The organism is Sphingobacterium sp. GQ94 (assembly GCF_059758715.1).
The window spans coordinates 64591-78284 of the sequence record NZ_JCAXEC010000006.1; the positions used below are offsets into that span (position 1 = coordinate 64591).

Here is a 13694-nt window from a genome sequence, read left to right on the forward strand (position 1 = left end):
TTTATTGTTTGTTTTGAAGTATAGCCTTATTAACCAGTTGTTTAATTGCATTGTTACCATTCTTAAAATACTCGCGTAGATTATTATTCATTATAAAAGCATGGTGATCTTCTACTTCATGAGTGGCACCTGCAATATGTGGGGTTGCTAATACCTTTTTATGTGAAATCATTTTATAATCGATTTCATCTGGTGGTTCGTTATAAAACACATCCAGTATCGCACCGCGTATTTTTGAATTTTCAATGCAATATAATAAATCATCCCTTTTGACAACCTCAGCCCTGGCTGTATTCACAAAAATGGCACCCTCTTTAAGCAGGGAAAGGTATTTGTGATCAATCATCCCTACGGTTTCCGTGGTCACAGGCAAATGAATTCCTACTACATCGCATTCAGAAAATAATTCTTCTAGTCCTACCTTTTTATACGCTTGATTTTCATCCGTATAATAAGGGTCAAAATAATAAATCTTACACGGGAAGTTTATGAGCATTTGAGCAATATGTTGGCCAACTGCCCCAAAGCCAACCATTCCGACCCGCTTACCAGCCAATTCGTTTCCTTTAAATTGCAAATAGGAAGTATGAGCACCCTCACCCCAATTTCTTCCTTGTAACCAGCTCACTCCTGCCAGCGTATTGCGCATCATCGTTATTACATTCGAAATAAACATTTCAGCAACTGCCTGAGCATTTCTTGCTGGAGTATTAAATACGGGAATTCCCAATTCGCTTGCAATTTTCAAATCAATATTAGAAGGAGTACCACGGCAAATTCCAATGAATTTCAAATGGGGATGTGCTCGTAAAACTTCTTCTGTGATTTCATCGTGTTCCGAAATTAAACCTTGTGCTTGAGATTCATCTAGCAGCGCTATTAATTCGGATGGATTATACGCACGCCCATGTGGTTTCCAAGAACGGTATACTACTTCATCAAATAGACCTTTCAATTCATCCAATGCTTCAAGATTCTCATAAGGTGCTGTTAATAACACTTTCATCATTTTTTGTATACTTATTATTTTAATTCTATTAGATTCTCTTGCTTATTTAGATCAGTTTCCGTTATGCGAATAAACTTTGTCAATACTGCACTGATGATATATAAACCAGCTAGTACCCAAATAATACCTTCACTACCGATATGGCCTATTAAGATCCCAACCAAAGCCGGTCCCACGAAGACAGGTAAGCCCGCTCCTAGATTCAAAATAGCCATTGCAGCCCCTTTATCTTCTTTTACCAATGAAGGAACCAAAGCTGACAAAGGAACATACCCAGCAAGTAAAGCTCCCCAAATTACACCTGAAGCCATTACAGCCCAATAATTTCCGTCAAACCAAATTGGTGAATAATAAAAGATTACGGTACTAATTGCGCATCCTACACCACCAAACCACATAATTGTATTTTGCCAACCCAACCGATCACCCACAAAGCCAAAAATCAAATTAAATACAATATTACTTGTGAAAATAGTACCCCAAATGGTCAACCATTCCGTTGTTTCAAAACCATGCTCGGCCATATAGATAGGAAGAAAAACGGGAAATGCAAATTGAGCAGTTGTATTGATAACTCGGACGATCCCACCAATTAACACCTTAGGTTCCTTTTGTACAATGGTTAGACCATTCAATAACTCTTTAGATTTAGATGCATTGGCAGCTTTAGGCACAAATTTATCACGATTTAAAACCAATGCAAAGAAGGCCCCGACCAACACCCATAGTATAGAACTCCACAGCGTATTTTGGTATCCAAATTTCAACAGAGCCCAACTTGAATAATATGCCCCCAAAACATTCAATCCACCTGTAAAAACAAACCAAAACCAACCGACCGCTCTACCTAACATATTTTGGGGTGTTCGATAATTAATCCATACCATAAATGAATAAGCAAAAAGTGGATACCCAAAACCACGAATAGCATAAAAGAATAGCATAGAAGCATAATCCAAATTGGTCATCCCTAATTGAATAAAACCAATTGTACCGATGATATAAAGTAATAATCCCATTATCATCGATCTCCTTGGCCCGTAACTTTCAGCCAAAACACCAGAAAACCAGGATGAAATGGCAATTGTGATTCCATACACAGTGAACAAAGTAGCTGATTGTTCAATACTCATTCCATGTTCAAGCAAATAAGGACTAAGCCATCCTTGCTCTACGCCATCACCCATCATGAATATAAGGATCCCCAGATATCCCCACTTCAAATTGCCAGGTATTCCTAGCTTATTCATTAAATTTCTTTGTTCCATTTGGAAAGTTTAAGGTTATAAATATTTTGGCAAACCAATATAAATAAAAAATAACATAATTAAATATTTTTAAACCAAAATAATCAAAAAAACACAAAACATGATCAACTAATAGCGTATATCCATTCAAACTATTTAATTTTTTTCTTTTTACTACCCCATTTAAATGACAATAAAACACTCAAAATCAGGATCATTCTTGTAAATGTCTTATAAATCTTCGGATTCGTTCTTCCTTAAAACTTTCCCCATTTGAAGGTCCAGTTCTCTATTTCCTCGCAATGCATATCTTATCAAAGATGCCCGATTTCTTAAATGCCTTGAATCCTGCAAAAAATCTATCGTGCATAGGTGAATATCGGTTACTATTTCAAATAAATTTTTGAAAACAATGAAGTTTTTCAACTACATCAAATATTTTTTTAGTCCAATTGGCCCTATAAGGAAATTAGATCTATCTAAATAATAAATTAAAAAAAACATTTTTAAACAAAAAAAAAGAATTTAATAAAAGTAAAAAGTAGACTACCTTTGTTTTAGACTAACTTATTAATGAATTATGATGAACATTACAGATAGACACGAATTCATCCTTAAGAACTTGAAAGAAAAGGGGAAAATTACAATCGAATGGCTTTGCGAAAAAATGACCGTTTCAAGTGTAACCATTCGAAAGGACCTTAAGGTTCTTGAGGAAAAAAATCTTCTGTTTCGTATTAAGGGAGGTGCATCAAACACTAATCCATACGCTATAGACCGTCCCATCCTGGTCAAGGAGTCAATCAACAGTGAAGAAAAACAAAAGATTGCAGTGGCGGCCTTAAAGCTAATAAAAGACAACGATTCTATTATGATTGGCTCGGGAACGACCGTCTTTACCTTAGCAAAGCACCTCGAATCAAAACACGCATTAACGATCATCACCCCAGCCTTAAAAGTTAGTTTAGAATTGAGTGGAAAACCAAATATTGAAGTCCTCCAATTAGGAGGTTTGATTCGGTCAAATTCTTCTTCGGTTGCCGGTCATTACGCTATGCGCATTTTAGAAGAGATTAGCTGCGGAATTCTCTTTCTAGGTGCCGATGGTATTGACCTGGAATTTGGAATTTCAATTAGTAATCTCTCTGAGGCAACGCTTAACCAAAAAATGATTGAAAATGCACAAAAAATTGCTATTCTAGCAGACAGCTCAAAATTTGGTAAAAGAGGATTAGGCAAAATTTGTGAACTCATAGATGTAGATTACATTATCACCGACGAGAAAGTATCCCCCAACACTATAAAGTCCATCGAAGACTTAGGAATCAAGGTCATCATAGCTTAATACAATCAGCAGGGACTAAAAAACATTCTAGATATTTTATATAAAAATGAAAATTATATTTAAGCCTGTTGAGGAAAAAATCTACGGGATTCTGAGTGGCTGGTATTGTGCCTAAACCGTAAAGGATTTCGTGTGTACCATAAGAAAAAGGAAGATTTTTTCTGGAATGACGAACGTAAATCAAAAATGAACTGCAGAAAGGATTAAATTCCGCAGGTCATTTTTCTATTTTTTCATTCCTGAATGGAAAACAGATTAATGGTTAAAATGAGTACTGACTTAATTTGATTTGTCAGACGAACTATTTTTAATCCGCTCATTGCTAAATGAATATGGAAAATCACTTTCTTGGATCCCCCTATTCTTGTTTGGCATGTCAGTCATAGTGAAATCAAGTTTTGTCCCTTTGATCATTTCATTATAGCGCAAAAAATTCTTACTATACGTTTTTCCATTCATTTTTAAACTCTGAATATATACTTCTTTCTCACCTTGGTTTTTTGAATTAACAACAATTTTTTCCCCATTTTCTAAATGTACAATGACCTTTTCGAACTGTGGAGATCCTATCACATATTCTCCAGATGCAGGAGCAACTGGATAAAAACCCATTGACGAGAAAACGTACCAAGCTGAGGTTTGACCATTGTCTTCGTCCCCGCAATAGCCATCGGGAGTTGGTTGGTAGAGTTTATCCATAATTTTACGAACCCAATATTGAGATTTCCAAGGTTCGCCAGCATAATTATACAAATATGGCATATGCTGGATGGGTTGATTACCATGGGCATATTGTCCCATATTCATAATTTGCATCTCCCTCATTTCATGAATCATGCTACGACTTTTCATTCCTTGATAACTAGGGATCACAAATACGGTATCCAACATCGCTACAAAAGCTTTATGACCACCCATTAAGTCAATAAGTCCCTGCGGGTCATGAAACACACAAAAACTCCAATGCCATGAATTACCTTCCGTGTAATCTTTAGACCAAGCGCTAGGATCAAAATCAGTTCTAAATTTCCCGTCCGCATCTTTTGCACGCATCAACTTGGTTTGGCTGTCGTAAAGGTTTCTATAATTCATAGCTCTTTCTGCATAAACATCCGTTTCAGCACTTGGACGTCCAATTTCTTTTCCAAAGCGATAAATGCACCAATCATTATAGGCATACTCTAAAGTACGTGCGACATTCTGGTTGATATCTTTTCCAAAAGGAATATAGCCTAAATCATTATAAAACTGAAATCCAGTCCTCCCAGTCGCTGATATAGTAGGATGCACAGAATTTGCTCCTTTTTGAAGCGCATCCCAAAGAATGTCTTTATTGTATCCTTTTCGGCCAGTAACAAGAGCGTCTGCTACGATTGAAGCAGAATTGTTCCCAATCATAGATTCTCTATGGCCCGGGCTCGCCCACTCGGGAAGAAAACCACTCTCTTTATAAGCATTTACTAACCCCTCTTGCATTTTATCATTCATCGAGGGATATACCAAATTTAACAAAGGGAATAAGGAACGAAAAGTGTCCCAAAAACCTGTGTCTGTAAACATATAGCCGGGCAATACTTTTCCATTGTATGGAGAGTAATGCACACGATTACCTTGCGCATCAATTTCAGAAAAATCTCTAGGGAATAAAGTAGAACGATATAATGCTGAATAAAAAGTTTTAATATGTTCGATATTATTATCTATTATCTCAATCCGCCCTAAAACTTCATTCCACCGTTGCTTACCCTCCATTTTAACTGTTTCAAAAGATTTATTAGCAACTTCCTTTAAATTAAGCTCAGCTTGATCAAAACTTATAAAAGAAGACGACACCCTCAGGGTAACCTCTTCTCCCTTTTCAGTTTTGAAACCTACAATACCACCAGCATGTTGATCCTTTATTTCTAACTCATCTTCGTTGATTACATTATTCCTTACCCCAACATGATAAGTAAAAGGTTTATCAAATTCAATAATAAAATAATTTTTAAAATTATCCGGCACCCCACCTGTATTCCGAGTAGTATACCCAATGATCTTGTTTTGCTCCGGGATGATCTTTATATAGGATCCTTTATCAAATGCGTCCACGGCGATAAATGCCTTATCCGTTTCAGGAAAAGTTAACTTAAATACAGCAGATCGTTCAGTGGGGGTTAATTCGGTTGTAATATCATAATCGGCCAAATAGACACTATAATAATATGGTTTTGCTATTTCAGCCTTATGAGAAAACCAGCTCGCTCTTTTTTCTTGATCAAAAATAGCCTCCCCAGTCATAGGCATGATGGAAAACTGTCCATAATCATTATTCCAAGGGCTGGGTTGGTGAGTCTGTTTAAATCCTTTTATCTTATCAGCAGTATACGTGTAAACCCAGCCATCTCCCATGTTACCTGTTTGCGGCGTCCAAAAATTCATCCCCCATGGTCTAGCAATTGCAGGATAGGTATTACCATTCGATAACTCACGTTTAGAGAGAGTACCAATAAGAGGATTTACATAATCTACAGGAGATTTTATTTGCGCGCAAAGAGCCGTAGCGGAGACCGACAGCCAAAGTGCAATTATTGTTTTACTTAAGTTCATCCCTAAAAATATTGATTCAATTTCAAAAAAAAGAATATTTGCTAAATCAATTTAGTCGATTGATATTTTTTATAGTAACTGACTATAAATATAAAGGCCACCCTAAAAGGATGGCCTATAAATATCTAACAAATTGATTGCGGGTTAAAAAACTTTATTTTACTGCGTCAATAACTGCTTTAAAAGCATCTGGATTGTTTAAAGCTAAGTCAGCTAAAACCTTACGATTTAAACCGATGTTCTTAGTGTTTAATTTGCCAATCAATTGTGAATAAGAAATTCCATATTGACGAGCCCCAGCGTTAATACGTTGGATCCATAAAGCTCTAAACTCGCGTTTTTTGGTTTTACGGTCACGGTAAGCGTACTGTAAACCTTTTTCTACTGTATTTTTAGCAATAGTATATACTTTGCTACGAGATCCATAATAGCCTTTGGCTAGTTTAAGGATTCTTTTACGTCTTCTTCTAGAAGCGACTGCGTTAACCGAACGTGGCATAATCTTAAAAATTTAGTTTGGTATGAGGTGTTACGTTTTTCAGTAATCTTACTACCCAATACCCGGTTAAAAATATTGTTATTAAAAAAAAATTGTATAAAACTTATTTACCGATACAAAGCATACGTTTAACGTTACCTGTATCACCATCAGAAACATAACTCGTTGTCGTTAAGTTACGTTTTTGTTTGGTAGTTTTTTTAGTCAAGATATGGCTTTTGTAAGCATTCTTTCTTGCTATTTTACCTGTTCCAGTCAATTTAAAGCGTTTTTTCGCGCTGGAATTGGTTTTCATCTTTGGCATAATACTATAAATTTTATATCAATCTGTTAGATACTTCTTATTTTTTTACACTTGTCTTAGGTGCTAAGGTCAGAAACATACGCTTCCCTTCTAACTTAGGTAGCAATTCTACCTTACCATATTCTTCCAAAGCTTGCGCAAAACGCAATAACAAGATTTCTCCCTGTTCTTTGAAGACAATTGCACGGCCTTTAAAGTGTACATAGGCACGTACTTTCTCACCTGATTCTAAGAAACGCATAGCATGCTTCAACTTGAAGTCAAAATCATGTTCACTGGTATTAGGTCCAAAACGGATCTCCTTGATAACAGTTTGCTTTGCATTCGCTTTAATTTCCTTTTGTTTTTTCTTTTGTTCGTAAACGAATTTACTGTAATCGATAATTTTACAAACAGGAGGCGTAGCATTTGGTGAAATTTCAACCAAATCCAACTCCAACTCATCAGCAAGTTGTAAAGCTTGTCTAGTTGTAAAAACTCCTTGTTCTACATTATCCCCAACTAAACGAACTTCTGGAACACGAATATGTTCATTGATACGGTGTTCTGGTTCCTTTTTTCTAATTGGGCCTCTATTGCCGAAATTGTTACTTTTTGCCAAATGTTTTTTTAATTAAACAGTTATTTCTTTTATTAATAATTCTTGAAACTCTTCAGTAGTCATAGAACCTAAGTCCACTCCTCCGTGTTTACGAACAGAGATTGTCCCGCTTTCCATCTCCTTCTCCCCTACGATGACCATATAAGGTAATTTTTTGATTTCTGCATCGCGGATTTTACGTCCGACTTTTTCATCGCGTAAATCAATCAGACCGCGAATATCGGAATTATTTAGCGATTCTAAAAGTTTTTGAGCATATTCTTCATATTTTTCTGACACTGGCAAGACGATAAATTGCTCAGGAGCAAGCCATAACGGGAATTGACCGCCACAGTGTTCAATTAAAACAGCAACAAAACGTTCCATGGAACCAAAAGGTGCCCTATGAATCATCACTGGTCGATGTTTCTGGTTGTCACTTCCTGTATATTCCAGCTCAAAGCGCTCAGGAAGGTTGTAATCCACCTGAATGGTCCCCAATTGCCATTTTCTTCCTAAGGCGTCCTTAACCATAAAGTCTAATTTCGGGCCGTAAAATGCAGCTTCACCGTATTCAACAATGGTTGGTAAACCTTTTTCCTTAGCAGATTCGATGATTGCGGATTCGGCTAATGCCCAATTTTCATCGGATCCAATATATTTAGTTTTATTTTCTGGGTCACGTAACGAAATTTGCGCTGTAAAATTTTCAAATCCCAATGCTTTGAACACATAAAGAACCAAATCGATTACTTTTTTAAACTCATCCTTTACCTGATCCGGCCGACAAAATAAATGTGCATCATCTTGCGTGAATCCTCTAACGCGTGTTAACCCGTGTAGCTCGCCAGATTGCTCATAACGATAAACTGTTCCAAATTCTGCATAGCGAACAGGAAGTTCCTTGTAAGAACGCGGTTTAGTTTTATAAATTTCACAATGATGAGGACAATTCATTGGTTTTAACAAAAACTCCTCTCCTTCAACCGGCGTGTTAATAGGTTGAAAGGAATCTGCTCCGTATTTTTCATAATGACCCGAGGTGATATAAAGTTGCTTATGACCAATGTGCGGAGTAATAACAGGCTCATAACCAGCTTTAACCTGTGCTTTTTGTAAAAAATCTTGAAGTTTCTGTCTTAGGGCAGTACCTTTTGGTAACCATAAAGGTAAACCCATACCAACCTTTTCAGAAAACGCAAATAATTCAAGTTCTTTTCCCAATTTCCGATGATCACGTTTCTTGGCCTCTTCAATGAACCTCAAATACTCGGTGAGTTCCGAGGCTTTAGGGAAAGTGACGCCATAGATTCGAGTCAATTGTTTACGCGTTTCATCGCCACGCCAATAAGCACCCGCAACATTTGTCAGTTTGACAGCTTTGATAACACCCGTATGAGGAATATGAGGTCCTCGGCATAAATCAGTAAATTGACCTTGTGAATAAAAAGTGATTTTCCCATCTTCTAAATCTTTAATAAGATCTAGTTTATATTCGTCTCCCTTTTGCTCAAAATACGCCAGAGCATCTGCTTTTGAGACCGGCTTACGTTCAAACACTTCTTTTTGTTTCGCTAATGCGATCATTTTATCCTCGATAGACTTGAATTCATCGGAAGAAAATTCGTGATCACCAAAATCCACGTCGTAATAGAAACCAGTTTCAATGGATGGTCCAATACCAAATTTAATTCCAGGATAAAGTTCTTCTAAAGCTTCCGCCAACAAGTGAGCGGAAGAATGCCAAAATGTAGATTTACCTTTTTCATCGTTCCAGGTTAATAGTTTTACTGATGAATCCGTTTCAATGGGACGAAACGCATCCCATATCTCACCATTTACCTCCGCGGCTAATACATTTCTCGCTAGTCCTTCTGAAATTGATTGAGCGATCTCAAGCGCTGTTGCGCCCTTTGCAAACTGACGAACTGAGCCGTCAGGTAGTGTAATGTTAATCATTTACAACTATGATTTAATGTTTGTAATTATTTAATTAGCAATGACTTACAAATATCCAGCTTACTAGACTGTAAATTATCTGTAACTCTTTCATAAATAATTCGCAAAACCTTTTCAATTGTGCGAATTATTATTTACAAATATGAGCAAAAAAAAATTAAGGAATTTAATTTTTGTAAAAACGAGCAGAAAATGGATTAGACTTTATTCAACGGATTATAAACGACAAATGCTCTCTTGAGACAGAATAGTGATCGATAGTTCAGATCGTACATCTTTGAAAACACCCCTTTGCCCAGAAGGTTAAAAACGCCTAATCTTTGGCTATATAATCAATATTTATTTTAAAAGGAGTAGCTGAGATTTCAGTTTAGCATTCAGCCAATGTTTAACGCCAACTTCAATATTAAAATAATCTCCTGAGCGTAGCTCAACACGTTGATCTTTTTCATCCTGATAAACAACATATCCGCTTACACACAAGAGTAAGGCTGGAATATTAGTAACATGTTCCTTTAGTGTACAATCCTGTCCAAGCTGAATTGAGGAAAGAATTCCTGAATTAGCCGTAAACATTTTAACGGCAGAAATTTGCCCGTCTATTTCATGTAATTCTTCTATATTCATAATTTTATATTTGCAGCAGTATTTAGAAATCAATTTAGTTAAAAATACCAATTAAATCAATTTGATTCCCCATTTTAAAACATCTGAACCTTAACTTTACATAAACCCAACATACTTGGTTTTTGAAATCAAAAACAATACGCTTTAAAGACGAAACCCGGAGCGTTTACCCTACCCTTAAGGTGATCCTTGTTAAAATCATCTGAATGTGAAATTCGCAGACAGATCCTACACTTTATGATAAAAGGCGCAAAGTTGAACTTCTTTTTCTTATTTTTGCACTCTTTACTATTTACAACATGTCAAATCAAGTTCCTCAAGACGGCACACTACTTCCTCTTATGGAAGAATTTTACACCATTCAAGGTGAGGGTTACCATACAGGAAAAGCTGCATATTTTATTCGATTAGGTGGCTGTGATGTAGGTTGTCATTGGTGCGATGTGAAAGAAAGTTGGGACGCGAATTTACACCCCTTAACTCCCGCAGATACCATTGTTGAAAACGCAAAAAAACATCCTGCTAAAACGGTGGTCATTACAGGTGGTGAGCCATTGATTTATAACCTCAGTTATTTAACACAAAAACTAAAAGAGGCTAACATCAAAGTATTCCTGGAAACTTCTGGCGCCTACCCACTCTCGGGATACTGGGATTGGATTTGTTTGTCTCCAAAAAAGTTCAAAGGTCCCAGGGAAGACGTATTGAGCGCCGCCGGAGAACTAAAGATTATTGTCTTTAATCAAAGTGATTTCAAATGGGCAGAAGAGCATGCTAAATATGTGGGGGCAAATTGCAAACTTTTTCTACAGCCGGAATGGTCTAAAGCATCTGAGATGACACCATTGATCATAGATTACGTCATGCAAAACCCAAAATGGGAGATCTCCTTACAAACACATAAGTATTTAAACATTCCTTAATCGGCTCGAAAAACACCTAATTCTCAGTAAAAGCTTGATTTGTATAGAAATTATTCAAGGATAAATAGGATTGCAAAATGGAAAATTAAACGATTTCCACAGCCCTCAACAAGAAATAAAATCAGAACCAATAAGACAAAAAAAATAGGTTTAGTGTAAAATCCAAACCTATTTTTTTGTTAAATTTTATACCGATTTACGACAATCGAACAATCTCACCAGTTTTCACTGACTCATCACAAGATATTGCGATGCGCAAACTATTAACCGCATCTTGAATTGACTTTTGAAGATCCAAATCTTCCACGATCGATTGCAAAAAGAAACGTTGTTCACGGTTACAAAGCTCCTGGTGATCCGGTTCATCCGTTAAATCAATCCACTGATCTTCTCGAGTAAACTCATTCTTTTCGTCAATATCGGCGTAATGAACCTTAAGTGATTCCGTCTTAGTATGCGCTTCAACAGAATCCGACTTTCCTTCTTTAGCTGCATTATTGGCCACAATCGAAACACATCCTTTTGGCCCTATTACATCCTTAACAAAAAAAGCGGTTTCACTTATCATAGGTCCCCAACCAGCCTCATACCATCCCACGCTTCCATCATCAAAACGAATTTGAAGTTGGCCGTAATTGTAATTATCATGCGGAATATCGTTCGTCAAGCGAGCCCCAATTGCTGAGACCGAAATAGGTTTTGCATCCGTCATTTGGCACATCACATCAATGTAATGAACGCCACAATCCACAATCGGACTTAAACTATTCATTAGGTTACGGTGAACATCCCACATATACCCATGACTTTGTTGGTTCAAATTCATACGCATAACCAAGGGATAACCCAAGGATTTCCCTACTTCAATAAATTTAATCCATGAAGGGTGATACCGAAGAATATATCCGACCACCAGTTTTTTCCCGGCTTCCAGAGCCGCATTTGCAACCCTCTGAGCGCCAAGAACGGTGTCAGCTAAAGGTTTTTCAATAAAGACATGCGCTCCGGCCTGAAAAGCCATGATTGCATATTCTTCATGTGTATCAGGATAGGTTGAGATACAGACAGCATCCGCATTAGCTTGCTGCAGTGCTTGTTCAAAAGTGGAATATAGCGGATAGTTAGCCTTAAGTTTTTCATTAAGAAGTCTTTTGCTCTCACCACGGGAAACCAGACCTACTATTTCAAATTCTGGCATTTCGTGATATGACTGTGCATGAGAGGCGCCCATATTCCCACAGCCAACCACTAAAATCTTTATTTTATTATTCATTCTTTGATTCTATGCAAATTATTTAGTTGCCAATCCTGGTCTTGGTATTAAAGCCTTATCCACTTCCATTTCCCAATTGTAACCTTCTGAATTTGGTCCTAAAGTGCTTGTGGAATTTTGGATTTCATCAAGACTTATAACTTTTCCAGTATAAGCCGCCTGACGCGACCAGATTGCTAATAAAGTTGAATCGGCCATTGCATCTCCATCATTAATGGTTTGCTTGTTTCTAATGGCAGCAAAGAGTTCATCGTGTTCCGTTTGATACATGTTGTCCATCTTCCCTGAATATTTCCATGGATTTTCTCCAAAGATCTCATATTTACTCAATAGACTTACGTCAAAATGGCCTTTTGTTCCAATCGCTTCAACGGAGTTACGTGGTTGAGTTCCGTTTTGCTGACGTCCAAAATGAAAACCTTTAACACCATCCCCGTAATCATACTCAATGGCAAAATGATCAAAGACATTCCCAAATTTATCCCAAGGTTTACTTTGTCTACCGCCTGTTCCAGAAACAGTCTTTGGCAATCCTCTGTTTAATATCCAGTGCATAAAGTCAATGCTGTGAACAGTCTGCTCAACGATGATATCTCCTGAATAACGTTGGTAAAAATACCAATTATATAACTGATAGGTTAAATCATTCCAACCAGCTTGTCTAGGTTTTTCGGTTAATTCACCACCCAAACGAAAAGTGCTCATTGAATAGATATCGCCAATAGCACCCCCATGGATTAATTTTGCTAATTCCCTATTCGGGCTAGCGTATCGGAAACAAAAACCCGAGACTACGTTCAATTTCTTTTCTTTTGCTAGTTGAACAGCCTCACGTACTTTGTGTACCCCTGGAATATCAACAGCCATCGGTTTTTCACAAAAAATATGCTTCCCTTTTTTAACAGCCTCTTCCAGATGATCAGGTCTAAATACTGGTGGAGTTGCTAATAGAACGACATCCACATCTGAGGCAATTAAGTTTTTATACGCATCAAATCCAACGTATTTTCTTTTCTCGGGGACATTTACCCTATCTTTGTGAGCCTCAGTCAGCGAAGCTAAAGCTGTTTCTAATTGTTGAGAAAATATATCAGCTAAAGCGACAATTTCTACATCTGGATCAGCAGTTAATGCTTGAAAAGCCGCACCTGTACCCCTTCCTCCACAGCCAATTAACCCGACTTTGATTTTTTTCTTTATATTAAGTCCAGAACTAGGAATATCAAGGGTTGTGGCTCCAAGGATTATACCACCATTTTTAATAAAATTTCTACGGTCCATTCTTTATTTTTTTGAATGATTAGATTGATTTTGAAAATTCAATTTAGGAATATTTAAA

The 13694-nt window shown here is 37.0% G+C and carries 12 protein-coding genes; 2 read left to right on the top strand and 10 right to left on the bottom strand.

What is annotated here, in order from left to right; translation table 11 throughout:
• Position 1: 1 nt before the first annotated feature.
• Positions 2 to 1009, bottom strand: coding sequence for an NAD(P)-dependent oxidoreductase (locus tag AC6CHH_RS07640; protein ID WP_498281446.1), 1008 nt, complete (start codon positions 1007 to 1009; stop codon positions 2 to 4).
• A gap of 14 nt (positions 1010 to 1023) precedes the next feature.
• Entirely contained in the window at positions 1024 to 2277 is a 1254-nt protein-coding gene (locus AC6CHH_RS07645; protein ID WP_498281448.1) for an MFS transporter, read from the bottom strand.
• Positions 2278 to 2836: 559 nt separating this feature from the next.
• Between AC6CHH_RS07645 and AC6CHH_RS07650 the strand changes: the two genes are divergently transcribed.
• Positions 2837 to 3601: a DeoR/GlpR family DNA-binding transcription regulator gene (locus tag AC6CHH_RS07650; RefSeq protein ID WP_498281449.1), complete on the top strand. Its 765-nt coding sequence runs from the start codon at positions 2837 to 2839 to the stop codon at positions 3599 to 3601.
• A 279-nt stretch (positions 3602 to 3880) separates the two neighbouring features.
• Here AC6CHH_RS07650 and AC6CHH_RS07655 read toward each other — a convergent pair whose 3' ends face one another.
• The 6 genes from AC6CHH_RS07655 to AC6CHH_RS07680 all read right to left on the bottom strand — a co-directional run bounded on the left by AC6CHH_RS07655 (position 3881) and on the right by AC6CHH_RS07680 (position 10159).
• A complete protein-coding gene (locus AC6CHH_RS07655) occupies positions 3881 to 6190 on the bottom strand; it encodes a GH92 family glycosyl hydrolase (RefSeq protein WP_498281451.1) in 2310 nt (769 codons plus the stop codon).
• Between the two features lie 154 nt (positions 6191 to 6344).
• On the bottom strand, positions 6345 to 6689 hold the full coding sequence (gene rplT, locus AC6CHH_RS07660) for a 50S ribosomal protein L20 (protein ID WP_498281453.1): 345 nt from the start codon (positions 6687 to 6689) through the stop codon (positions 6345 to 6347).
• A 103-nt stretch (positions 6690 to 6792) separates the two neighbouring features.
• On the bottom strand, positions 6793 to 6993 hold the full coding sequence (gene rpmI, locus AC6CHH_RS07665; protein WP_498281455.1) for a 50S ribosomal protein L35: 201 nt from the start codon (positions 6991 to 6993) through the stop codon (positions 6793 to 6795).
• A gap of 37 nt (positions 6994 to 7030) precedes the next feature.
• Positions 7031 to 7594 (bottom strand): translation initiation factor IF-3, encoded by a 564-nt coding sequence (gene infC, locus AC6CHH_RS07670; RefSeq protein ID WP_498281457.1) that lies wholly within the window; start codon positions 7592 to 7594, stop codon positions 7031 to 7033.
• Positions 7595 to 7606: 12 nt separating this feature from the next.
• Positions 7607 to 9532, bottom strand: coding sequence for a threonine--tRNA ligase (gene thrS, locus AC6CHH_RS07675; protein WP_498281459.1), 1926 nt, complete (start codon positions 9530 to 9532; stop codon positions 7607 to 7609).
• 339 nt (positions 9533 to 9871) lie between these two features.
• Positions 9872 to 10159, bottom strand: coding sequence for a hypothetical protein (locus tag AC6CHH_RS07680; RefSeq protein WP_498281461.1), 288 nt, complete (start codon positions 10157 to 10159; stop codon positions 9872 to 9874).
• Positions 10160 to 10458: 299 nt separating this feature from the next.
• Between AC6CHH_RS07680 and AC6CHH_RS07685 the strand changes: the two genes are divergently transcribed.
• Entirely contained in the window at positions 10459 to 11082 is a 624-nt protein-coding gene (locus AC6CHH_RS07685; protein WP_498281463.1) for a 7-carboxy-7-deazaguanine synthase QueE, read from the top strand.
• 196 nt (positions 11083 to 11278) lie between these two features.
• On the opposite strand, the gene AC6CHH_RS07690 is transcribed toward AC6CHH_RS07685, so the two are convergent.
• Both AC6CHH_RS07690 and AC6CHH_RS07695 read right to left on the bottom strand, forming a co-directional pair.
• A complete protein-coding gene (locus AC6CHH_RS07690) occupies positions 11279 to 12355 on the bottom strand; it encodes a Gfo/Idh/MocA family protein (protein WP_498281465.1) in 1077 nt (358 codons plus the stop codon).
• Positions 12356 to 12373: 18 nt separating this feature from the next.
• Entirely contained in the window at positions 12374 to 13636 is a 1263-nt protein-coding gene (locus AC6CHH_RS07695) for a Gfo/Idh/MocA family protein (RefSeq protein WP_498281467.1), read from the bottom strand.
• Positions 13637 to 13694: the final 58 nt, after the last annotated feature.